This window comes from Avibacterium avium (genome assembly GCF_900454535.1).
Taxonomy (GTDB): Bacteria; Pseudomonadota; Gammaproteobacteria; order Enterobacterales; family Pasteurellaceae; genus Avibacterium; species Avibacterium avium.
This window is the reverse complement of the sequence record NZ_UGSP01000001.1, coordinates 927,970-949,144: the sequence shown is the minus strand read 5'-3', so window position 1 is coordinate 949,144 and position 21,175 is coordinate 927,970. Positions and strand designations below refer to the sequence as shown.

Annotated in this window: 25 protein-coding genes; 2 read left to right on the top strand and 23 right to left on the bottom strand. The window is 43.4% G+C overall.

Annotated elements, in window-relative coordinates; genetic code table 11:
* The first annotated feature begins 21 nt into the window (after positions 1 to 21).
* A complete protein-coding gene (locus DYC50_RS04795; RefSeq protein ID WP_115249219.1) occupies positions 22 to 1,629 on the top strand; it encodes a phosphoethanolamine transferase in 1,608 nt (535 codons plus the stop codon).
* A gap of 64 nt (positions 1,630 to 1,693) precedes the next feature.
* On the opposite strand, the gene DYC50_RS04790 is transcribed toward DYC50_RS04795, so the two are convergent.
* From DYC50_RS04790 to DYC50_RS04740, 11 genes are all read right to left on the bottom strand, one after another.
* Complete coding sequence (locus DYC50_RS04790; RefSeq protein ID WP_115249218.1) at positions 1,694 to 2,053, bottom strand: hypothetical protein; 360 nt, start codon at positions 2,051 to 2,053, stop codon at positions 1,694 to 1,696.
* A gap of 203 nt (positions 2,054 to 2,256) precedes the next feature.
* Positions 2,257 to 2,502, bottom strand: a complete 246-nt coding sequence (locus DYC50_RS10735) for a hypothetical protein (protein ID WP_115249217.1) — start codon at positions 2,500 to 2,502, stop codon at positions 2,257 to 2,259.
* Positions 2,499 to 4,346 (bottom strand): hypothetical protein, encoded by a 1,848-nt coding sequence (locus DYC50_RS10730; protein ID WP_245934865.1) that lies wholly within the window; start codon positions 4,344 to 4,346, stop codon positions 2,499 to 2,501. Before DYC50_RS10730 ends, DYC50_RS10735 begins: the two co-directional genes overlap by 4 nt.
* Before the next feature lie 11 nt (positions 4,347 to 4,357).
* Positions 4,358 to 4,936 (bottom strand): phage tail protein, encoded by a 579-nt coding sequence (locus DYC50_RS04775; protein WP_115249216.1) that lies wholly within the window; start codon positions 4,934 to 4,936, stop codon positions 4,358 to 4,360.
* Complete coding sequence (locus DYC50_RS04770) at positions 4,929 to 6,041, bottom strand: baseplate assembly protein (RefSeq protein WP_115249215.1); 1,113 nt, start codon at positions 6,039 to 6,041, stop codon at positions 4,929 to 4,931. Before DYC50_RS04770 ends, DYC50_RS04775 begins: the two co-directional genes overlap by 8 nt.
* Positions 6,038 to 6,394, bottom strand: coding sequence for a GPW/gp25 family protein (locus DYC50_RS04765; RefSeq protein WP_115249214.1), 357 nt, complete (start codon positions 6,392 to 6,394; stop codon positions 6,038 to 6,040). The genes DYC50_RS04770 and DYC50_RS04765 overlap by 4 nt, the downstream gene beginning before the upstream one ends.
* A 123-nt stretch (positions 6,395 to 6,517) precedes the next feature.
* Complete coding sequence (locus tag DYC50_RS04760; RefSeq protein ID WP_115249213.1) at positions 6,518 to 7,099, bottom strand: phage baseplate assembly protein V; 582 nt, start codon at positions 7,097 to 7,099, stop codon at positions 6,518 to 6,520.
* Positions 7,074 to 8,132: a phage late control D family protein gene (locus tag DYC50_RS04755; protein WP_115249212.1), complete on the bottom strand. Its 1,059-nt coding sequence runs from the start codon at positions 8,130 to 8,132 to the stop codon at positions 7,074 to 7,076. The genes DYC50_RS04760 and DYC50_RS04755 overlap by 26 nt, the downstream gene beginning before the upstream one ends.
* Positions 8,132 to 8,359 (bottom strand): tail protein X, encoded by a 228-nt coding sequence (locus DYC50_RS04750; protein ID WP_115249211.1) that lies wholly within the window; start codon positions 8,357 to 8,359, stop codon positions 8,132 to 8,134. Before DYC50_RS04750 ends, DYC50_RS04755 begins: the two co-directional genes overlap by 1 nt.
* Positions 8,352 to 9,284, bottom strand: coding sequence for a phage tail protein (locus DYC50_RS04745; RefSeq protein WP_115249210.1), 933 nt, complete (start codon positions 9,282 to 9,284; stop codon positions 8,352 to 8,354). Before DYC50_RS04745 ends, DYC50_RS04750 begins: the two co-directional genes overlap by 8 nt.
* The gene (locus DYC50_RS04740; protein WP_115249209.1) at positions 9,284 to 11,638 is read right to left on the bottom strand and encodes a phage tail tape measure protein; all 2,355 of its coding nucleotides are present in this window, start codon (positions 11,636 to 11,638) and stop codon (positions 9,284 to 9,286) included. The genes DYC50_RS04745 and DYC50_RS04740 overlap by 1 nt, the downstream gene beginning before the upstream one ends.
* 41 nt (positions 11,639 to 11,679) lie before the next feature.
* On the opposite strand from DYC50_RS04740, the gene DYC50_RS04735 reads away from it, so the two are divergent.
* Positions 11,680 to 11,955, top strand: coding sequence for a hypothetical protein (locus tag DYC50_RS04735; protein WP_115249208.1), 276 nt, complete (start codon positions 11,680 to 11,682; stop codon positions 11,953 to 11,955).
* On the opposite strand, the gene DYC50_RS04730 is transcribed toward DYC50_RS04735, so the two are convergent.
* The 12 genes from DYC50_RS04730 to DYC50_RS04675 all read right to left on the bottom strand — a co-directional run bounded on the left by DYC50_RS04730 (position 11,948) and on the right by DYC50_RS04675 (position 21,174).
* A complete protein-coding gene (locus tag DYC50_RS04730; RefSeq protein WP_245934864.1) occupies positions 11,948 to 12,082 on the bottom strand; it encodes a GpE family phage tail protein in 135 nt (44 codons plus the stop codon). The two genes, DYC50_RS04735 and DYC50_RS04730, sit on opposite strands and share 8 nt — an antisense overlap.
* Positions 12,083 to 12,096: 14 nt before the next feature.
* Complete coding sequence (locus DYC50_RS04725) at positions 12,097 to 12,351, bottom strand: phage tail assembly protein (RefSeq protein WP_115249207.1); 255 nt, start codon at positions 12,349 to 12,351, stop codon at positions 12,097 to 12,099.
* 90 nt (positions 12,352 to 12,441) lie between these two features.
* Positions 12,442 to 12,963 (bottom strand): phage major tail tube protein, encoded by a 522-nt coding sequence (locus DYC50_RS04720; protein WP_115249206.1) that lies wholly within the window; start codon positions 12,961 to 12,963, stop codon positions 12,442 to 12,444.
* The gene (locus DYC50_RS04715; RefSeq protein ID WP_115249205.1) at positions 12,963 to 14,360 is read right to left on the bottom strand and encodes a phage tail sheath family protein; all 1,398 of its coding nucleotides are present in this window, start codon (positions 14,358 to 14,360) and stop codon (positions 12,963 to 12,965) included. The genes DYC50_RS04720 and DYC50_RS04715 overlap by 1 nt, the downstream gene beginning before the upstream one ends.
* A 32-nt stretch (positions 14,361 to 14,392) precedes the next feature.
* Entirely contained in the window at positions 14,393 to 14,866 is a 474-nt protein-coding gene (locus tag DYC50_RS04710) for a Gp37 family protein (protein WP_115249204.1), read from the bottom strand.
* A 9-nt stretch (positions 14,867 to 14,875) separates the two neighbouring features.
* Positions 14,876 to 15,310, bottom strand: coding sequence for a gp436 family protein (locus DYC50_RS04705; protein ID WP_115249203.1), 435 nt, complete (start codon positions 15,308 to 15,310; stop codon positions 14,876 to 14,878).
* Positions 15,311 to 15,312: 2 nt separating this feature from the next.
* Positions 15,313 to 15,534 carry a DUF7210 family protein gene (locus DYC50_RS04700; protein ID WP_115249202.1) on the bottom strand — a complete coding sequence of 74 codons (222 nt, stop codon included), beginning with the start codon at positions 15,532 to 15,534 and terminating at the stop codon, positions 15,313 to 15,315.
* A gap of 69 nt (positions 15,535 to 15,603) precedes the next feature.
* Positions 15,604 to 16,530, bottom strand: a complete 927-nt coding sequence (locus DYC50_RS04695) for a major capsid protein (protein ID WP_115249201.1) — start codon at positions 16,528 to 16,530, stop codon at positions 15,604 to 15,606.
* An 11-nt stretch (positions 16,531 to 16,541) separates the two neighbouring features.
* Positions 16,542 to 17,639, bottom strand: coding sequence for a peptidase (locus DYC50_RS04690; RefSeq protein WP_115249200.1), 1,098 nt, complete (start codon positions 17,637 to 17,639; stop codon positions 16,542 to 16,544).
* Positions 17,640 to 17,871: 232 nt separating this feature from the next.
* Complete coding sequence (locus DYC50_RS04685) at positions 17,872 to 18,333, bottom strand: phage virion morphogenesis protein (RefSeq protein WP_115249199.1); 462 nt, start codon at positions 18,331 to 18,333, stop codon at positions 17,872 to 17,874.
* A 111-nt stretch (positions 18,334 to 18,444) separates the two neighbouring features.
* On the bottom strand, positions 18,445 to 19,701 hold the full coding sequence (locus tag DYC50_RS04680; protein WP_115249198.1) for a phage head morphogenesis protein: 1,257 nt from the start codon (positions 19,699 to 19,701) through the stop codon (positions 18,445 to 18,447).
* Between the two features lie 42 nt (positions 19,702 to 19,743).
* Positions 19,744 to 21,174, bottom strand: coding sequence for a DUF935 domain-containing protein (locus DYC50_RS04675; protein WP_115249197.1), 1,431 nt, complete (start codon positions 21,172 to 21,174; stop codon positions 19,744 to 19,746).
* Position 21,175: the final 1 nt, after the last annotated feature.

The window sequence follows — 21,175 nt, the reverse complement described above, 5'->3', positions numbered from 1 at the left end:
TTATGTTTAGGATATACCTTTATGCTTTTTTCTCGCTTTAAATTGAAAAGCGCAACATTAATTGCACTGGTTGCGCTTTATTTTACCTTAGTGCTAAATTTTCCTTTTTATAAAAAAGTATGGGCGCTACACCCATTTTTAGGGCAGCCTGAAGATTATTTTCTTCTCACCGTTCCCGTCTTTATTTTCTTTACGCTAAATGCGGTTTTTCAGCTTTTTGCTTTGCCTATTTTGCACAAAGTGATTATTCCGCTGTTGCTGATTATTAGCGCCGCTATTGGCTATCAAGCCTTATTTTATGACGTGCATTTCACCACGGATATGCTCGAAAATGTGCTGCAAACCACGCCAGCGGAAAGTGTTCGTATGCTCACTTGGCAATATCTCACTTGGATCGCCGTGTTTGGCGTGTTACCTGCCATTTTATACATTATGGTGAAAGTGGATTATCGCACTTGGTGGAAAGAACTGGGTTTACGCGTGGGCTTGATCGCCCTTTCTAGTGTGGTGATTTGGGGGATTTCTAAAGGTTTTTATCAAGATTACGCCGCCTTTGTACGCAACAATAAACCTGTGGTGAATTTAATTGTGCCGTCTAATTTTATTAGTGCCGGCGTGAATAAAGTGAAACGCGTGCGTGAAGCCAATCGTCCTTATGAGCAAATCGGCTTAGATGCGCAACAAGCCAAACCTGATGAATATCGCCATTTCACCGTGATTGTGGTGGGCGAAACCACGCGTGCGCAAAACTGGGGGCTAAATGGTTATGCTCGCCAAACCACCCCAAAACTGGCAGCGCGTGGCAAAGACATCATCAATTTTACGGACGTTTCCAGCTGTGGCACATCAACTGCCATTTCCGTACCTTGTATGTTCTCTTATCTCACCCAAGCCCAATACAATGGCGGCAAAGCACAAAAAATGGATAATTTGCTTGATGTGCTACAACGTGCGGACGTGAATATTTTTTGGCTGGATAATAACAGCGATTGCAAAGGCGTTTGCTTGCGTGTGCCGAATGAGATCACGGATATGAAAACGCCAGAATACTGTACAGACGGCGAATGTTTAGATGAGATTTTATTAAAAGATTTCGACAAAATTCTTAATGAAAGCCAAAAAGATACGGTGCTGATTCTGCATACCATCGGCAGCCACGGACCAACCTATTACGAACGCTACACGCCTGAATTTAAAAAGTTTGTGCCAACTTGCGATACCAACGAAATTCAAACTTGTAGCAACGAACAATTAGTGAATACTTACGATAACGGTATTTTGTATATTGATAATTTCCTTGATCAAGTGATCCAAAAATTGGAACACCGTGATGATTTAGAAAGTGCGGTATATTATGTGTCAGATCACGGTGAATCCCTTGGTGAGGACGGCATTTATCTGCATGGCACGCCTTATGCTATCGCGCCAGATTATCAAACCAAAGTGCCGATGTTCTTTTGGTTCTCTAAAACCTGGCAGCAAAATGAAGGTGTGGATTTAGACTGCCTGCGCAACAATGCCAGCGCCCAACATTATTCCCACGACAATTTATTTAGCACCGTGATTGGAATGATGGATATGAATTTAATAAACCCGCACGACATAACAGCAACAAAAAAAGCGAGATAAATGTAATCATCCTTTCTTTCATTTACAGAAATAGTATTACATTTTCTCGCTTTTTAACTTAGATTTATTTGTTTATGTTTTCTACAAAGCTCTCTATATCATCTTGTTCTTGCTCATAATCTTCACGTTCATCATCGGATAACTCTTTCTCGCTTAGGGTATAAACAGTATTAGCTTCATCTAAAATTCTGCTACATTCATCATTGTTAGTTTCATCATTGTTAGTTTCATCAGCTTGTGCAATGGACATTTCTTTTAGCTCTTGTGAAATATCTCCATCTAGTCCTAAAAAATCATCATGTCTATGATAAACCTCAGGGGAATGACCGACATCAACTATAGCATCAATCAGTGCTTGTACCTCATCCGTCTTAGATAGACCGAAACGTTCAGCAGCTTCGCTTAAAGTTTTAGCTTTGCTCATAATATGATCTCCTAAAATAAAAAAGTGAATTATATTATATAGTCAAGTTTTTTTATTTCAATGTAGTGTGCGGATTTTCAGTAGTTTATTCCCCCGTTGGCGTGCCATATGTAACGACCAAAAAAACTGCGAAAAAAAGCCATTAAAACTGCGAAAATAAAACATTAAGATTTTTTCGTTGTTTTAATGGCTTATTTATATGTTTAAACTTTCGGAAGTTTGTTTTTCTTATAAAATATCCAACCTAATAATCGTACTATCACCCAAAATATCCATGCCTTAATCGGATGCCCTTGTAACATTAGGCAATTCCTTAACCGCTTGTCGGCATCTTTTCGGCTGACTGTGCCGTGGATGCCATAGTCGCGGTCGTGTTGGTGGCAGCAGCTGTTGATGCTGGCTGGAGCGTTGAGCCAGCCTGTACAGTAGTGTTTTGTCTTTTTTCTCATTTGAAAATCGCGCCGTTTTCGCCAAACTGGTTAATTGGTGTATTTGTTCCGCCTTGTGCATTTTTAGCACTGATAAAACTGCCATTTGACGCCTGCAAATCCTTGCTAGCCTCAGACACACCATCAGCTCGACAATCTGAGTTGGTTACGCAAATACTTGAGCCGAAATTCGCATTAACCGAAAACTCACTGCCTCGGATAGTACTGTCAGATGCATCGATTTGAGAGCCGTTTTTACCGTGCACCCCTCTGGATAAACAAATAATAGTGGATTGTGGGATATTTACTTTACCTCCCCGATCCGCAGACACCCCTATTTTTGTCCCCGAGAGATTAGCTCTAGTTGTCGATACATAACCACTAATACAATTAATTGCTGTATTCGCGCTGTTTTTAATATTCGGCTGATACCCACCCACTGAGCCTCCATCTTGCGCGCGAATACCATAACGCCCAGCATTATTTAATTCTGCGTAATCACAGCCAACATTACTTGATGATAGTGAGACCACGGCATCGTTACGGCAGTTATTTGCCTCACCACGCTCAAAATTTAAAGTTGATGCGCCAAAAGCAGATGCACCATCAAACGACCCAGAACATCGACCTCCTTGAGCATTAACAGACGATGCACTAGCCGCGGCATAACCACTTTTACCCGCGTTTTCAAAATACGTTATTCGGCAGCTAATAGAGCTGCCTTCCCGTGCGAAACAGCCATAACCTCCTGCATTGTTAATCCCACAATTGCTCCAAATATGCCCCCTCGAATTACGATTGCAGACATAGCCGTGTCTATTTGTTCCATCACCTGTATTATCCATTCGGAATTTACAAGCAATTAACAATTGTTCCGCATTGTCCCCAGCATAAAAAGCAGGAAACATCTCGGAACTCGTCCCTTCAAAATAAGCAGATTTAATTAAAGATGCTCGGTTAATTACAACCTCTTGATCTTCCGAGACGAGATTGATCCAGCCAAGTTGAGACTGTCGAATAATGACTTGCTCACGCATTGTAAAGCCGCTTAACAGCTTAATAGTCGCCGATAAAGCATCGGGAGCATAACGAGACGAGTGTGTACTATCTCCGACTTTGTGCTTTTTATGACTAAAATTATCGACTAAGTAAGTAATTGCTTGATTGATTGTGCCAAAATCCCCTCCATCGCCTACAGTGACCAAAATATCATTGTCAAGCATATTGGCTTGACCTAATGACAGAGATTGGTCGTTGCACAAAAAAGTACCATTAAAATAAATTTTATTGCGTGGTGTTTTGTCTACTTGATAAGATTTACCTTGTAAATCAACATAAATTAGCTTTGAGTATTGCTCCAATCGATTAAACGCAGATGTATCATTTATTTGCCCATCCCCGATAATACCGTAATCAAACAGTGAGGTATGTTTAATACGTTTCCAGCGACCGCCATTATCCGGCACCACAAAACAAGTGCCACCGTCATCAGGCGTAATTAGGTCTTGTAAATCTGCAACAAACTCTCCACCACCTGTTGTACCTCCTACATAGTAGGATTTAACTAAAATACGCTGACCATGTTCAGTTGGGCGGATAGTGCGGAGTTGTTCGATACTTTCAGCTTGACCGATAAAACGAAAGCCATCAGCTTTAGCAAGTTCTCTGAAAGCATTTTTATTTTGCTCGCCAACCTTCTCCATTTCGCCTTTTAAGAATAGCGTGCGGTTTGCTAAATGTTTTAAAGGTAAATTATCAACACCTGTTGGACCTCCAAGTACAGGGTCGGTTTCTTTCAGCATATAAACGCCATCTTCCCAAATGGGTTGTTCTGGTAAAAAATCGTCTTTTGTTAAAGTCGTCATCTTATCCTCTCTTATGCCGCACCACGACTATAAGTGCCGTTGCGAGTTAATGTGTTGTTGTGTAAAAAAGCGTATTTTCTAAAATCAAGTGCGATAAGTTCACTGCGAGCTGGGGCAAATCGTTCAATTGTTTGGCGAGCAACTTTAGCTTCAGCATAAGTAATCACATCATTAAGCAGAATGCGGTATTGTGCCCAGCGGTTATCATCGCCATGGAAATAGATGCCATTGCGAGTAATTACCCCTTCATGAAATTGCTTAGCAAGACGTTCAATGATTTCTACATTACCTAGCCCTAGTTTTTTACAAATTTCTTTCACCGCCCAAGGCGTACCTTTGTATTTATGCAACTCCACAGCGGAGCTAATTAAAGTGCGTTTGGCTTTTACATCATCGGCAAGCAAATAGCCGTCGTAGCCTGTCACACTCCATTTTTCTGCTAGCAATTCAATGTATTTATCATCTACTAGCTCAATAATTGAGGTCATAATTTGCGATTTATCCAACTCGTCAAAACGGTTAGATAAATCAGCCAAAACAATGAACTTGAGATCTTGACGAATGATGTCTGGGTATTGCAGTTTAGCCATTACTTTCTCCCACAATATTGAGGGTGATCCCTTCGCATACCGCCCACTGATGTTTCAGCACTTCGGTAAGGGTAGGCTCCACAATTTCTACGTTATACACGCCTGATACTTTGAGTGCAGCTGCAATACTTAATGGCACAATATCTACCCCTAATTTGAATGGGTTAGCAGAAATAAACTCCTGAATTGCTTTGAATGCACGAGCTTTGGTTTCGGTTTGATTTGCGGTGATATAAAGATCTAAATTTGCAATGATGTTGTAGCTTACCTTTTCTGCTGGGGCGACAATCACTGTATCATTAAGCGGTCGGCGCTTATCTGCACTCAAATAGTGATTTACCTTTTCCACTAAGAGCGGTTGAGGAATACCACGTTTGGTGAGTAAAGTAACTTTGACTGTGCCTGCTTTAGGTCGCTGCACTGCTACATCATTGATAAAATGGCTTACACTACGTGCGTGATATTCATAGGCTTCAAAAGTGCCACAAACAGTAAAAGCTTCGGGGGCAAGTAAAATACGTTTTCGGTAGTCTTCATCACTTTCTTCAGAAACGCCACCATCGGTTTCATCTATATTGCTAACAGTTAATGTGCCTTGATAGGCAATAGGGCTTTCAAGGTTTTTTACCCTTCCCGCTTCCCAGCCATTACCTGCCTCACCTGTTAGATTTGCGATAGCAACTACATCAACAAAACTGGCAAATTTCGAAATAACGGTTTCTGTTTTGGTGGAGAAATAAAGTGTTTCTGTTGCACGCACTGTCGTGCCTGCTGGAATGACGATTTCATCGTGCTCCGTTTCTTCTACACGAAAACGCAACGTAGTTTCGGCAGGTTGTGCCGCAAGGCGGATACAGCCCATTTGTTCACCACATAAATCCAAGGCTTGTCCGGTTGCTGTCTGCGGAAAGGTTTGGCGAAAGGCTTCGTTAATACCTTTTCGCATAAGTAATTCGCGGTAGGCATATAAATTGATCAGCAACCGTTCAATATGTGCTGGCTGTAAGGTTTTGCCTGTCCGTTCTTCATATTGTGCAATACAATCAGCAAGGATTTTTGACACATCTTCATCAACAATTTGGATTTCTTCAGGATGTGCGATCATAGTTGATACTCCGTTGCATAAATTTGACGAGCCACATCTTCTGCAACACACCATTTCACTGAAAAATGAAATTCAGGGGCTTCGCCTGTGATGATAACTTCTTGTACCACGACACGTTTTTCCCATTTATCAATTGCGGTAAAGACTTCTCGCACAATATTAGGGATCGCAATATCTTCAGGTTGGTCGATATAATCGAAATGGTCGGAGCCAAAATCAGGGCGAAGTACGTCACTGCCTTTTCGGGTAGACAGAATATTGAGAATACACTGATGTAAATCATCTTCACCTTGTATGGTGGCGACATCAATGGGGGCTAATTGCCAGTGGGTATGTTGAATTGATGTTTTCATAGCCGCAAGGGTAGCTGCTATGGATAAGAAATGCTTTTAAACTATTTTAAAGAAATTGAATACGTAAGGGCAAACATCTTTCTCCCTTTTATAGGGCAAATGATAATTTTCCCCAAAACTGAGTTATTGCGGACCGCCTGAGCGTTTATTACCACTTTCTACTCCAGTGTGTACGTGAGAGCCGAGAGAAACTGAGCCTTGTTTTACACTTGGAGCAGACACTTCGGTGTCTGATGTAACTTTTCCTGTGGCGTACAGATCGCCATTGACTTTCGTATTACCATTAATTTCAGTTGGGGCATTCACAATCGCTTGACCTGCACTGACAATGACCTTGCCTGTGGTATTCACTACCACATCGCCTGTGTTGCGGTTATGAGAAATTTCAGTGCCATTGCTGAATTTATGTAACCATATTTCACTATCTGCAACAGGCACAGGGTCTTGGGCATTGTAAATTGCGCCTAAAACACAACCGCTTTCACCGCGAGCATCGAGCAGCACGGCAACCAGTTCACCCACATCGGGCAGACAGTAAAATTGATTGCCACCTGCATTGGGGGTCACAAAAGCCAGCCACGCCGTTTCAAAATCTTCGAGGGCGGGAATGGTTGCTTTAATGCGGTGGGTTTTCGGATCAACTTGGCTGACAATGCCTTCTTGATAGGTTGCACCAAAGTTATGGGTTGGCAGTGGCTTTTTCATCTTTTGGTAGCTCCTCGCTGAATTCAATCATTTTAATTTCAAGGTCGGTTAAGTAACCTTGGTTTTTGTCTAGGCTATGGCGTGCCTGCTTGATTAGGTATTTGCCGCTAAACATACCCACGTTGGTTAGCCAAATAGTATTACCTGCCACCAGTTTGGGGTTGCCTATCACGGTAATGTTGCCCGCTTGTTGGTCATCATTTTCAGCCAGTGCGGCATCGGCTCGCGCATTGATTTGCGCTTGGCTTTCACCACGGGTCACGATTTTCAATGTGTCCGCACTGTTTGCCGCGGCTTGCTTTTTACTTGGGCGTTTGGCTTTATGTTTTTTGGTCGATTTCAACGCCTTTTTCTCGTGCTGATTAAAGCCTGAGACTTCTACTTTTGAGACGGTATCTTTAATGCGATCACGTAGGCGTAAACTTTTCACCTCACTATAATCAATCACCGCTGCTGGTGTGCGTTCCTCAAGACTTGCCATTGTGGTAAAGACGAGCGTTTGGTTGACAATTTTAAAACTGTGATGATATTCGTGTGCCAGTCGTGTTAAAAATTCTACGTCCCGTTCTTGGTATTGTGTTGCACGCTGAATAGGAATATCGGCAACCATTCCTGTTACCTTCAGTTTTAAGCGTTTCGCCACGGTTTTTACAATATTAGCAAGAGTGGTATTTTCGTAAGCTTTAGGTTTGAGTGTACGATTAGCTTTAGTGATGCCCGTACTCAATGCTTTCAGGGAAACTGCCGAACCTCTGTCTGGCGACCATTGCCATTCAATTTCGTCTAGTTCAAAGCTCCCCAAGTTTACTAAGGGCTCGCCTTTATAACCGAGTAGTAAGGTTAATTTATCGCCTTGAGTGGGGAACCAACTGCCTACCCATTTGCGTTCAATATCTTCAAACTCCACTTGCAATTCGTCTGACTGATCCGAAAGATGATCAGTATAAGTTAAACGCAAAAAATTGGGCTTAACATATTGGGTAATTTGTTTGGCTTCGTATAAGAGTTCAAAATCAGGTGTTTGGACTTGCATTAGTTGTCTCCTTGCAACCAAGGTGGTAGGTCGCGGTTATCGGTGGTTTTAACTTCTAACACAGGGACTTTTAATGTTTCTCCCATAGGTAATACTTCACAAAAGGGAATATGTGGATTGGCGTTGATTAAGCGGTTAATTTTATTGACTGTGCCATAGTAGTGATAGGCAAGATTATCCCAACGCTCGCCTTGTTTAACGGTATGTAAAATAATGGCATTACTCATTGTTTTCCTCCCCACTGTCGGCACGAATAGCAATCCAAGCGGTCATTTTGGCTGAATTTTTTGCAAGGGATGCAGAAACCTCATCGGCTGCTTCAATCGCTTGCACCCCAAAATCAAACCATTCGCCTAATTCATCGCCTTCAATACCTGATTTAAACAGGCTATAAGCGGTGTTTAAATGTGCTGAAAGGGTGGTTAAATCTTGCATAAATCCTGCCGCTCCACGCACACCTTCGGTTAAACTTGCAAAGGCATTACCTAGTCCAACCATTTCGGCTAAACCACCGAAAGAGCCTCCCAATGTGTTTACGATACCGCTTATCTCTGACAATGCCGCAAGAGGGTTATCTTTTAAATTTTTCACGATTTCGACCGCACTTTTTACATCAGAGATCGCTTGTTTAACTTGGCGAGCCACAGCAATCCCTTTACTCATCAATTGATTGGCTTGGCTGACAAAATTGCTTAAACTTTTTGGCACAATTGATGCCAGTGGTGAATTACCTGCAAGAGATAATGCGGCACCTAGTACGCCGGCTTGTGGATTACCGACAAATTCTTTTAAAGTCAAACTGACATCACGGGCGAGGGCATTACCTTTGTTATCAGTAAATAAGACTTTACTTGAGACTTCTGTCACAACAAAATGCCCTTTAAATTTAGAAAAGCCAAAAACTAACGCTAATGCTTCTTGGCTTGCTTGAGCTGCCAATAGGGCTTGATAGCGACTTTCTACAGGAGCAAGTTGGTGATGTAGCTGTAATTGCAAGGTGACTTCAGTTAATGTCATGCCCATTGCTTGTAATTTAGGCTTTCCCGAAAGAACGTTGTGTTCTGCAAACAGCGCCGAATGGCGTTCATCAAACCCCGTTGGGGCTGAAAGTAAATCAAAGGCAATATTACCTAATAGTGCATAATTTGACATTAGTAGGCTCTCCGTTGTCGTTCATCTAAAATACGGTTGAGTAACTGTTCAAACTCATAAGCGCCCATTTTTAGGGTATTTTGGAGTTGATCAGTTACACCTTGTGGATCACCGCCTGTTAAGGTGATATTGGGGCTAAAATGCACTACAATTCCTGCAGAGCTTGTTTCTGTATTTGTAACAGCATTACGATTTAATGGCTGATAATTGCTAAGCAAACCACCTTGAGTTTTGTCGTCCAAGCTCACACTGTTGGACAAAACATCCGTGGCTTCTTGTGCAAGGGGCTGAGCTTTATTCATCCCAATCGCCAAACCTTCTACCACGTTCACACCATAACCTTTAAATACTCGGCTTGGGGAATGGATACCCAGTTTTTCGGCAAACCAACCTTTAATGCCATTGCCTAAGTCGGAGACAATTTGCTTTGCCCCTTCCCAGGCGTTTTTGATACCGTTGACTAAGCCGTCAATCATATTGCGACCGAAGTCACTGAATTTACTCGGTATATCAATCCCAAACCAGGACAACACCGTGGAAAAGACTTGTTGGAATAAACCTAAAGGCGACCAATTGAGAATGGTGGCGGTGATATTGCCAATGCCTGAATTAAAAAAGCTGAGGATATTATCTAAAAGCCCACTGAAGAAATCGGTGACACCTGCCCAAGCTGATGAAACCCATTCGGTGGCACCATTCCAAATTCCTTGTACCCAAGTGCAGAAATTTTGGAAATAACCCGACACTTTTGTCCAAAGATTAGAAAACCAAGCGGAAATTGGTTCCCAGTATTGGTAGATAAGGTAAGCACCAACGGCGATAGCAGTGATAGCAAGTCCAATAGGATTGGTTAAAAAGGCTTTCCCCATCATTGCCAAGGCTTTCACAAACATCACACCCATTTTAAAAAACTGCCCACCGACAACTGCTATTAACCGTCCGCCTATTTTCAAACCCGTTGTAATCACCCCAAAGGATCTAGATACAAAATTAAAAGTTCCACCAATAAAGCTTGCGATTTTTGTGATTGTTGTCCCCACGGATACCCAAACAAAGCCAACGCCGTTTATTACTGCTGTTAGGGCTGAAAATCCTGTAAATGCAGCAGCAAGCCCACCTGCAACATAAAGCAAACCTTCCGCAATAGCAGGATTTTTGGCAAGTAAGTCGGTTATCCAATAGATTAAAGGTTTAATGCTGTTTACAACATTATTGATTACTGGAAGCAAGACTGAACCTAGGGTTGTTTTGATTTCCGTAAAGCTATTACTAAGCAGTTTTAAATTATTTTCGGTGGTTGCAGAACGTGCGGCGAATTCTTTCTCCATTGATCCAAGATATTTCGCTTTGCCATTTTCATCGGTTTCTTGCAGGGTTTTTAAACTCCCTTCTAACACTTCAACATTCCTAGCAAGCACAGCCACGTCATCGGCATATTCCAAGCCAAATAAATCGACTAATGCCCCCATTTGTTTTTCTTTGGGGAGTTTTTGGATCTGTTTTAAAAAGCTAGTTAAAGCCCCTTGAGCATCTTGCCCAATAGCTTTTTTCAAGTCTTTGGCGTTTAACCCCATTGATTGGAGTGCCTCTTGGAATTTTTTGCCGCCTTTATCTGCGGTCATCAATTTGGTCAGCATACCGTTAATCGCAGTGCCTGCGACTTCAGGTGCTTTACCTAGAGAAATAAAAGAACTGGAAAGTGCGGCAGCTGCATTTTCAGAAAGCCCAAATTGTTTTGCTACCCCACCAATTCGACCTAATGTACTGACAATATCTGAGGCTTTGGCTGGGCTTGAGTTGGAGAGTTCATTGATAGCATCCCCTAATTTGCCAATTTCTTTAATGGGGATTTTGTACACATTGGCAAGTTTTGCCATGGCATCACCACTATCTTCGGCAGACATATCAAAAGCCACTGACATCTTGGCAATCGTGGTGGTGAAATCTTTGAGATCTTCTTCAGCCACACCAAGTTGTCCTCCTGCTGCGGTAATAGCGGCAAGCTCCTCTGCGGTCATGGGTAAAGTGCGGGTAAGATTTAAGATATCTTTGGATAAATTAGCAAAGCCTTCAGGGGATTTAAAGTCCACGACCTTTTTTACATCAGCCATCGCACTTTCAAACTGAATGGCTGAATTTGCCAAGGTCATCACACCATCTGTTGTCGCTTTAATACCTGTTATGGTACCGCCGGCACCAAGTATGGTCATTGCACCTAAATTTTTTAGTTTTACCGAGGTAGAGAGGGTGTTATCTCTCAATGTATGCAAGGTATTTTGCAGTCGTTTAATCCCAGCTACCGCACTGCCAACACTCGCCCCAATCATTAATGCTATTGAAAGATTGCTTGCCATGGTTTATAGTTTCCTTTGTTAATTTGAAGAAGGGGAAATGTATGCAAAAAGAGAATATTTCTTGGGTGCAAGCCTTACTGACACTATGTCATCTCATCCTACTTGTGGCAGTCTTTGCTGTGTCTATTTATGCTTTTGGGCAAAGTGGCTTATTTTCTTCTTGGTTGAGTACCTTAGGCTATATTGCACTGTCTTTTATTATTACCTTGCTTGTTAATGCCTTGCTGGTTTCCCTTTATTTTGTCTTCCAATTTTTTGTGCGTATTTTTGATAACCTAGCTGATTTGATGCTTCAAACAAACAAAGCCGCTAAATAGCGGCTTTGCTGTATTGGGCTTTTACTTGGCGTTCCGCTTGCTTTATCCAGCGTTCAATTTCATCAATGGTCAAATTTTCTAACTCTGAAGGTTGCCAACCAAACCACCAAGCCAAATCGGCTAACACCGCATCAAGTTGCTCTAAGCTGACTTTCCCTTTTGCATTTTCTCTAAGATTTCTGAGGCTCGTTTAACGTCCACAATATCTAACTCATCTAAGTCTTCAGGCACTAAACCCGTAACGATGGCAATAAGACTAATGCTTTGCTCTAAATCGTTATTCCCTCGCATTTTGCGCATATCTTTCACTTTAGGGCGACGGATAGTAAGCTCAGTGATGTTATTACCTTGTCCATCAGTAATAGGGTGTTCTAATTTAAGGACGACGCTTGACATAAAAAAACTCCTTTGTGAGTGTGTTGTTTAACTTTCACAAAGGAGTTTATAAAAGTGCGATGGGTTCTGCTTTTAAACTGATTTAAAGAATTACTGCCCGATATTCTTACGGTAAACTTCTAAGACATCTTGACCACCGACACGCCATTTGTTGGTGAAGGCTTCAAAATAGAGAACCTCTTTGCCATCAATGGATTGCTTAATCATCGTGGCTTGATAAGCCATCGCATATTCTGTAGCTTCTTTGGGTTTGTATTCGCCCAGTGGGGTTTTGTTGAAGTTGCAGTTTAACATCATCACCAAAGGGACTTCTGTTGCACGCCCTGCGGCATTGTAAATGCTCACATCTGCACGCACTTGTAGTTGAGCCGTGCGATATGGGTTATTAGCAATGGCTGCGACTTCAGGGTAAAAACCGTCCCATACAATTTCACCTTCCAGGGCATTTACACCACTTGGTAATTTAATGGTGCCTACCAAACCAAGGTTTTTATGCTCGGTCATTTCCACTTCAAATTCGGGTAATTTGATAGATTTTGCCTTACCTAAAAAACTATTGCCATTGATGTACACATTGGCATTATCAATTTTGTTAATCGTTACACCGCTCATTATTGACCTCCACGGCTCGTCAAGTTGACCAGATATTTACGTGTAACCACGCTCTTATTGCGAATACGTTCTGCTGGAATTTTTGGCGTAAAATCATATTGTAAAGGGACTAAGCCTTGGCTAAATGCGTCCACTAAATCGGCATCTGGGTCGAGTGATACGCTATAACCAACAATGGATTTTAGGGTACCCATATAGGTTTCAATGGTACCTAATAAACTGTCAAGCAACGCATCATCAATTGGACGGTCGATATATTGAAGTTCTGCTTGGGCGATGCTCTCATCAATTAAATCTGCCGTACGTTGTACCACTTCAAAATTAGTGATGTGTGTTACTGTTGGATAACAAGCCAAGCGGTTTCCCCATAGGCGGTAGCCTGTGCCATAGCTGTTGAATACGGTTGTGATACCACGTGAGTTTAGTTGGTTTGTTTCACTTTGCACATCATTTACACGGGCAATGAGTTTTACTTCTACGCCTTGTACGCCTTTTAGTTCACGGTTAGACGTAGAGAACCAATAGCCTTGGTCAACATCGGTTTTCATCCGCAAACCTGCTGCATGGGTGGCAAGGCTTTCTAGTGAGCCTCGCTCGCCAATAACATGAGGGAAAAAGAGATGAGCTCGGTCAGAACTGGTGTAAAAGTTAATTGTGCCGTTACTGCCACGCCCTGTAATAGCTTGTGATAAGGTGGTGCCTTTAGGGGCATTGATATAAGCAATGGCATTGAGCTTATCGGCGAGGGTGGCTAGTGAACTCATTACGCCTGCTTGTTGGTCAAACTCAGGGCAAATGATGATTTTGGCATCTGCACCAAATTCAATAAAGCCCATTTTTAATAGCTCAAAGCCGGTGCGTTTACCTGTAGATGACTCAATTCCCCCACGAATATCACTTTCGGTGACTTTGCTTGGGTCAGCATAAGTATAGGTTGCGGTGAGCTCTGTTTGTAGGCGAGTAAAAGTAATTTCACCTGTTAATAAATTGACGGTGTAATCTTTGCCAGCGGTTAATGGACTGCCTTCTGATTTGAGGGTTAATTCAATTAAGCCTGCTTTTGCGGTTTGTGCCATTAGGGTATCTGCATTTTGGCTGAGCACTTCATCGCTTACTGTAGTGCGGTGTTTTTTAGGATCTAATACATTGATCACATAGACTGTGCCTGCCTCATAGCGTTTGATAATATCTAAGGCATCACAAATGGTATAACCTTTATCTACTAGATTACCAAACTGGGCAAAATGTTTTGCGGTTTGGCAAAGTGTAATTTCATTGGTTGAGCCAATCGGGGCGGAGCCAATTAAGCCAATAATCGCCCCATCAATTTGACGGATAGCTACTGTGCCGCCATTAATACGTTCGGTTTCTGAGCCGTGGTGAAAGGCTACTGCCATATTTTTCTCCTTAATTTGGTGTTAACCGTATTTCACGGTTGGATTGTTGCGCGTTTCAGTAAATGTGCAAATTTGGGGGCGGAGATGACCGCTTGTCGGTCTTCTACCTGCCAGGTTTCGGTTTGAATAATCAGTTGATATTGCCACAGCCCGTTGTCTTCGCCTGCGAACTCTTCACTGATTAAATGACAAGGGGTGCAGTTAATGGGTTTAAAGCCCACTACAGCAAGGCGTAATTTGTCTAACATATCCAACGCACCTGTGTCATCGTGTTGGCCACGAGCAATCACAGTGAGTGCAACCAGTACTTTTCGGCGTTGTTGGATAATGTCGGTGCTATCAAGGCTTTCAAATTTTGACCCAGCATATTGCACCAGCACTGCTCCGATTGGGTCGAGCAGGTTGTAGTGTTCAAGGTCATCAGGGAACAATTCGATGCTGAAACTCGTAGTTTGTCTTTCGATATGCTCCCGAATGCTTTGCAAAATAGGTAATGTGGCACTCATAGACGCCCCTTAATAACCTGATAAATCCAATTTTTGCGGTGCACGGGCTTTAAACTTTAAGGCAGACGGCAAACTGTCATCTGCTTCTTCACCCACTTCAAGCAAACCCAAATGCAATTTGCCGTCGGCAATGCGCTCTAAATCCTTTAACGCTTGAGCGTGAGCATCTTTCACATTGGGTGGAAAGCCCTTGCCGTCAGGACGGCGTGAATAAAGCCAGTAGCGCGCTAGCTGCAAGCAGATGTTGCGAACCAAGGTCGGCACTTGATTTAACGGCAACTGATAACGCGAACGAAGATGGCCGTCCACCGTCTCGGTGGCGTATTCACAGGCTTTAGTAAGCACAGCTTGATTGGCTTCTGTGGCTCGGCTGTTATCCGCTGAAAGTTGTCTTAACGTGATTTCGTCCATCACGTCCGTTAAATCTTGTGTCTGAATGTACATTCTTATTCGCCTTTTTTGCCTTTGGTTTTTGCTTGTGCAATGCTGGCTTCTGCAGCCTGTACATCGGCTTCAGTTACCGCTTGTTTCGGTTCAACTAATTGCACATAAAGCGAGATTTTTTCTGCTTCTTCATCTGTGAGCTCAAGCTTGTCACCTTGTTCATAGCGTTGATTGTTGTGCAAAATGGCCATTGTGCTCGTCACAACGTAGCGTTTTTTGTTCATTGATTTCTCCTAGTGAAACATTGTTACATCTATCCCCACTAACCCTAACTTAAAGAAGGATTTTGGGGGTTATAGACATTCTTTAATTAAGTAACCTGCTGATGCACCGAGTAAGTGCGGTTTGTGAATATCGGTGGTGCGGATAACTTCGAGCTTGCCACCGTTTTCTTTGTAGGTATCCACAAATAAGCCACCTTGACGGCGGACGGTGTAGCCGTAAGACGGCTCATATACCGTGCCTTTGCGTTCGGTTGAACGTGGAGCAACGTAAGCCAACACAATAGCATCTGACCAAATGTCTTTAAGCTGGCTACCTTCTTCATACACGGCTTCACCAATTTTCACGGTGTCGATACCAATCAATTTGCCGAATACTTCAGGGGTTACAATCGCCACCTGTGAGTATTTGAGTTTTTCAATCACCGCTGGGTGTTCTTTCAATGCTGCCCATACATCACCGGCAATCACGCATACATTCGGTTTACGACCGATAGCACGTTTCACTGCACGAATGCCGGTGTCGAACATTGCGAAAATGTCCGCTTGTTTACTGGTGATTTTTGATGTGCCACTTAAAGTGATTTTGTTGCCACTGTCGTATTTGCTTTCGTCTAAGGCGAGCTTCGCAACTTCTTTTTCACGCCCCAATGCGATGACATCTTGGGTAGTATTTAAAGCAAACTGACGGAGCGAGAAAATCGCTTCGTTTTCTTCGCGGTAGTCAATGGCGTATTCCACATCGTGCTCTTCGAGTGCCACATCAATTGCCGTGATGTCTTCAGGGTCTAATCGGTTAGACGTGCCGCGTAAGTTACGCACCGTGCTTGGCAGGCGGAACGCAAGGCGACCAAATTGCGGAATTTTGCCCGCTTCTTTGTCGATTTCGACGGTCGGCATTAAAACTTCGCCGATGAGTTCTAAATTGTGATAGCCCTGTGCCAATTTGGTTAAAACAGGATCTTGCACGCGTAGTGCGCTAAGATTATGAGCAGTCATAAATGTTCCTTCTATTGATAAATTGCGTTAAAGGCGGCGGTGTAGCTCACGCCGTGTTCTTTGGCATACGCCATAATTTTTTGGTCAGCTTCAATGCTGGCAGGATTAGTGCCTTCCGCATATTCCACCGTGCCGTCTTGCGGGGCGGCGGCTTTCTCTTTAGTCGCCACTTCAGCAAAGTTCACTACTTGCGGTTGCGCATCCAAAAAGGCTTTGAGTTTGCTGTGTAGGCTTTCGCCTTCGCCAAACTCGACCACACCGCCTTGCATTGTGGTGGAAGCGTAGTTCAACAAATCCACTGCTTGCTGTTTGGCAATCGGGGCGAGTTTGCCTGCTTTCACTAAACCTTCGGCAAAATCGGCATTTTCGGCTTTGGCTTGGTTGAGTTCATTTTCTGCTTTTTCGGCTTTCAATTTTTCATTTTCTGCCTTGAGCTGTTCAATTTCTTCAGGGGTCATTTCAAGTTCTCCTTGTGGTTCTGAAGGTTGAGGTGATTCATTAAAACTTGGTATTGGAATACCTGCTTCATCTTGTTGATAGCGTTTAAAATCGTTGCGGATAGATTCTTCTTGCACGCTTGTTACTAAATAATCAGGCAACGCCTTGTCTGCTTCGTCCTGTCCGTGTTTGCCAATAATCCAATCACGCAAACGTCGCCACAGGCTCGCTTCCGCCCAATCAGAAAAATCCACAACGCCTTGTTCATTCTCGGCAAATTCAGGATTACGCAAGCCTTTTACCGCAGGTGGCATTGCGCCTAAAAAGCCCACGTGGCGTAAGTACAAGCTACCCGGGCAGGGATTGTTTGGGCTGTCGGCAAGATAGAAAGAAGACGACACTTTCTTAAATCGCCCTTTTTCCACCATTTCGGCAAATTCTGGATCGACTTGGTCGAACTCGGCTTTCAGCATATCGCCGTCCAACTCAAGACGTTTTACCCAGCCATAGGCAGGGGCATTGTGTTTTGGGTGTCCGATTACCACAGGGGATTCGTGAAAGTTTACGTTGTAGGCATTGACGGCTTGTTGCAAATCATCAGTGGTAATTTCCACTTCTATGCCATTTGCATCTGTTCGTTTGCCTGCTTTAAAAATTTCAATCAGGGTCATTCGTTTCTCCTTGTTGTGCAAATCATAGGAAAAACGACCGCTTGTTACTTTTAAACTGGTTTAAGGAATGAAAAAAAGGAAATAAAAAGTAAAGTGGGAACAAATAGGGCGTTTTTGCGTGTTTATCGGTGTTTATAAACACGCCAAAGAAATTTTAGGCAATCATTTATCGAATGAGATTTAAAACGCCACAATGGGCGTTTTATAGCTTATTTTTGAAAATTAGCCGATATTACAGATTTTGGTCGATTTGTCGTTGCAAAAGTGCGGTGGCTTTTCGCAGTAGTTTTTGTTCGTCATTTTGGCTTACACCTAGCCAAGGGCGTTTTGGAATGGTTACCTTTTTACCCCTGCCAGCCTTGCCGCCAAATTGATGTAGCCGTGCATATTTGGCATCTGAACCAAACTCTACATTTTTGTCGTTGTAGTTGTAGGCGGTTCTATCCGACAAATAACCGTCTTGTCGCAAAATTTTGGTGGACTTGCCTTTCTTTTGTTTATGTGCCAATGTTTTGGCAGAAAGTGGTTGCCAGTTATTACCTTGCGGATCAACTTCCTGCTTAAATCGTTCGGCGTGGATTTTCTTCAAGGTTTCACCCAGCACGCCATAGAGCTTGCGGGGTTGTTTTAATTGGCGTGCGATGTTGCTAAGCTGTTGGACGGCTTGGGTATCATTAAGTGAAATTTTGATCATAGCATTTGTCTTCTGAAAATAAGTGGCGTATAGTGTTTACAGCGGTGGGGGTTTCCTACTGGAAAGGTTGTGCTTCGGCTCATTATCCTGTTCGAATCAGGCAAACCACCGCTACAATTCACCCCACAACACTTCATACTTGTGCATTCCTGTTTTATCCGTAAATACACTTGCCGTTCTCACTAAATTAACCTTATGCGGTAATTTCTTTTTACTTAACTCATCTTTGAGCTTTACTTCATAATCCATTTTGATTGCCACTTTTCCTTGCTCGGTTTCATAAATAAAAAGCAAGGTCGGCAATTTTTGATCGGTTTCCAGCAAAATAGCACTCGGATTTCTCAACTTCTCCGGCAACTGTTCCCAAAACTCAATCGGCAGGTTAATGCCTTTGGCTTGTTTGGTATCACGCAGAGCGTGCAGCACATCTTCATCACGCACGGCAATCACGGCTGACTGTGGGGCTTTTTCAAGTGCGGTCAATTTATCAATCACTTTGGCTGGGATTACGCCCACGTTTTTCATTTGCCCACGCGCCATTTTTTCCACTGTAACGGTATCGACCATCGACTTCATCGCGCCGTTTAACATCATCACCGCACGCGGATTTTGTAACACGTTTTCAATAAGTAGGCTAGCAAGTTTCGGCTCGGCATTGACGAATTTATTGAACAACAGCTGATCCACATCTGCATTTCGCCCAGCAGTCAGCCGTTCAAAATTATGCGGTTGAAAGCCCACATCATAACCTTTCGGCACTCGTACCACTCTTGGATTTCCTGACCTTGTACCAACCAGTTTTTCTTGCCATTCGATTTCAGGCGATGGGCTGACGGTTTTGTCCATTTCTTTCAAGTCATCTTCATCGTGAGCGGTGACGGTGCAATGGCAGCCATATGCCTTGATTGGGTAGTAATAACGCCAAAATGGATCGCTTGCCGGTAAAATTGTGCCGTCCAAATCAATATGTTCTTGGCGTGGGTGGCTGTTATCGTGGTGATGATATTCCCAATAGGGCATCACATCAGCTAAATCCAAATGCTGTTGCAGCCGTCCTCGATTGTAGGCGGCGTAAACGTTGGTGTCGTAAATGATACGGCTTCGCCAATTGCGACCGCCTTTGTAGTCCCAGCCTGTGCGAGCCACGATTTCATCAAAGCGTTTGCGGAAGCCTTCCAGCGTTTCGCCGTTGGCAATGGCTTCATCGACCGCGTCACGAAAGGCGAGCAACACTTCATTACGGTTCGCGCCTGCCACCATAAAGAAGTAGTCATGTTCATCGCCCAGCACGTCCAAATAGCTGTTGGTGGGTAGGTTGAGTTTTTTCTCAAAGTATTTAACTTGGTTTTCAAAGGTGAATTTTTGCATTTTCGTTCCTTTCGGGCGTGTGCAACACGCCCCTACACTTAGCTATTTGGTTTCATCGACCACCGATTGTCGCCCTGCAAATTGAGCGGCGGTTGAACCCCACGCTAGCAGTTTGCCATATTCAGCAAAGCTCAATTCTGGGATTAGGCTGTCCAGTTGATTGCGGAAATCTTCCAAACTTTCGGCTTGCCCTAAGCGGTCGCGAATGTCGTGCAACCACGTTTCTACAACAGCCTCGCCTTCCATTTCCAACTGTTCGCCAATCGTGTCAATCACGCTTTTCGAGATTGGTTCTGCAAAGTCTGCCGTCTTTGCAGATTTTTCTGCTTTTTCGACCGCTTGCATAATAATATCGCCGTCTTCAAAGCCATAAGTGCGGTGAATATACTGCTCGGTAAAGCCCACGCCGATTTCGGTTAAGAGCTTGTCGCGTTCGGCTTGTAGTTTATCAATGCTTTCTTGTTCAAATAGCTCGAACGTTGGCAAGGTGTCCACGTTAAAATTTAGCTCGCAAATCCACGATAAAAGCTGGTTGAAAGTGCGTTCAACAAGGCTGGCGTCATCATTGCGAATATCTTTAGTGACTTCTAAGCCTGCGGTGGCACTTGCTCGGTTGGCTTCCGCTTCGGTGGTTTGGTTTTGCCCTAACAATGCAATGGCGATTTCTGATTTGCAGTATTTAATGAAATTATCAAAGGCTTCAGACGAGCCACTTTTATCAGAGCCTTCCACTAAGCCGATAGAGCTATCATTAGGAATTGCCGCTACCGCAGTCCCCAGCATTTTCTCCATACTGTCGAGCAAGTCTTCCACTTCGTGAATTTGGGCTTGGCGTGGGTGTTTACCGACCAGCCACGGGCTACCATATTTTTCGGTGAATTCTAGCCAATACTTAAAACCCGCTTTTTTGAAAGTTGCCGCCCAAAAGCAAAGGGACAAATCGCCCAAGCCGTAAGGGTTGATATAGGTCGCATTTTGGGTGGCGAGCAACATTCGGTAAGGTGGAATAAATTCGCCATCGCGATGTTCCTTGGTGCGAAGTTTGAGCTGATTTTCGTCATCGAACACAAACCATTCTTGCGGTTTGCCTACGATTGCTGTTGGCAACAGTAAGCCGTCTTTGCTTTCCCACATCACTTCCAACGCTTGATAGCCAAACAACGTGGCATCGAGCATTTCGCCGATAATTTGCGACATCGGCAAGCGGTCGAAAAGTGCGGTCAAAATCTCGTCCGTTTTTTCATTGCTTGTAGGCGTAATTCGCCACTCTAAGCCTTTAATTGCCGCTTTACGTCTGCGAACACAGCCCCCAACGTGACTGTCGGATAAAATCTCACGATAGGCGGAAATATCTTTGCCCATTTTCTTCAGTACAGGATCGGGGTTCGGCAGGTAGTGCATAAACGCCCAATAATCAATGGCATTGGCACGGCTGGCGATGACGCGGATTAAGTCTTGTTTTTTTGGTGTCATT

Coding starts and splice junctions, on each gene's coding strand:
- DYC50_RS04705 (WP_115249203.1), bottom strand. CDS start 15,310: ATGTACATTCAGACACAAGATTTAACGGACGTGATGGACGAAATCACG.
- DYC50_RS10735 (WP_115249217.1), bottom strand. CDS start 2,502: ATGAGAAAAAAGACAAAACACTACTGTACAGGCTGGCTCAACGCTCCA.
- DYC50_RS04760 (WP_115249213.1), bottom strand. CDS start 7,099: ATGAAAAAGCCACTGCCAACCCATAACTTTGGTGCAACCTATCAAGAA.
- DYC50_RS04725 (WP_115249207.1), bottom strand. CDS start 12,351: ATGTCAAGCGTCGTCCTTAAATTAGAACACCCTATTACTGATGGACAA.
- DYC50_RS04775 (WP_115249216.1), bottom strand. CDS start 4,936: ATGGCTAAACTGCAATACCCAGACATCATTCGTCAAGATCTCAAGTTC.
- DYC50_RS04750 (WP_115249211.1), bottom strand. CDS start 8,359: ATGAGTAATGCCATTATTTTACATACCGTTAAACAAGGCGAGCGTTGG.
- DYC50_RS04695 (WP_115249201.1), bottom strand. CDS start 16,530: ATGACTGCTCATAATCTTAGCGCACTACGCGTGCAAGATCCTGTTTTA.
- DYC50_RS04690 (WP_115249200.1), bottom strand. CDS start 17,639: ATGACCCTGATTGAAATTTTTAAAGCAGGCAAACGAACAGATGCAAAT.
- DYC50_RS10730 (WP_245934865.1), bottom strand. CDS start 4,346: ATGACGACTTTAACAAAAGACGATTTTTTACCAGAACAACCCATTTGG.
- DYC50_RS04765 (WP_115249214.1), bottom strand. CDS start 6,394: ATGAAAACATCAATTCAACATACCCACTGGCAATTAGCCCCCATTGAT.
- DYC50_RS04755 (WP_115249212.1), bottom strand. CDS start 8,132: ATGCAAGTCCAAACACCTGATTTTGAACTCTTATACGAAGCCAAACAA.
- DYC50_RS04720 (WP_115249206.1), bottom strand. CDS start 12,963: ATGAGCGGTGTAACGATTAACAAAATTGATAATGCCAATGTGTACATC.
- DYC50_RS04700 (WP_115249202.1), bottom strand. CDS start 15,534: ATGAACAAAAAACGCTACGTTGTGACGAGCACAATGGCCATTTTGCAC.
- DYC50_RS04745 (WP_115249210.1), bottom strand. CDS start 9,284: ATGTCAAATTATGCACTATTAGGTAATATTGCCTTTGATTTACTTTCA.
- DYC50_RS04795 (WP_115249219.1), top strand. CDS start 22: ATGCTTTTTTCTCGCTTTAAATTGAAAAGCGCAACATTAATTGCACTG.
- DYC50_RS04735 (WP_115249208.1), top strand. CDS start 11,680: ATGCAAAAAGAGAATATTTCTTGGGTGCAAGCCTTACTGACACTATGT.
- DYC50_RS04675 (WP_115249197.1), bottom strand. CDS start 21,174: ATGACACCAAAAAAACAAGACTTAATCCGCGTCATCGCCAGCCGTGCC.
- DYC50_RS04790 (WP_115249218.1), bottom strand. CDS start 2,053: ATGAGCAAAGCTAAAACTTTAAGCGAAGCTGCTGAACGTTTCGGTCTA.
- DYC50_RS04770 (WP_115249215.1), bottom strand. CDS start 6,041: ATGATCGCACATCCTGAAGAAATCCAAATTGTTGATGAAGATGTGTCA.
- DYC50_RS04685 (WP_115249199.1), bottom strand. CDS start 18,333: ATGATCAAAATTTCACTTAATGATACCCAAGCCGTCCAACAGCTTAGC.
- DYC50_RS04740 (WP_115249209.1), bottom strand. CDS start 11,638: ATGGCAAGCAATCTTTCAATAGCATTAATGATTGGGGCGAGTGTTGGC.
- DYC50_RS04715 (WP_115249205.1), bottom strand. CDS start 14,360: ATGGCAGTAGCCTTTCACCACGGCTCAGAAACCGAACGTATTAATGGC.
- DYC50_RS04680 (WP_115249198.1), bottom strand. CDS start 19,701: ATGCAAAAATTCACCTTTGAAAACCAAGTTAAATACTTTGAGAAAAAA.
- DYC50_RS04710 (WP_115249204.1), bottom strand. CDS start 14,866: ATGAGTGCCACATTACCTATTTTGCAAAGCATTCGGGAGCATATCGAA.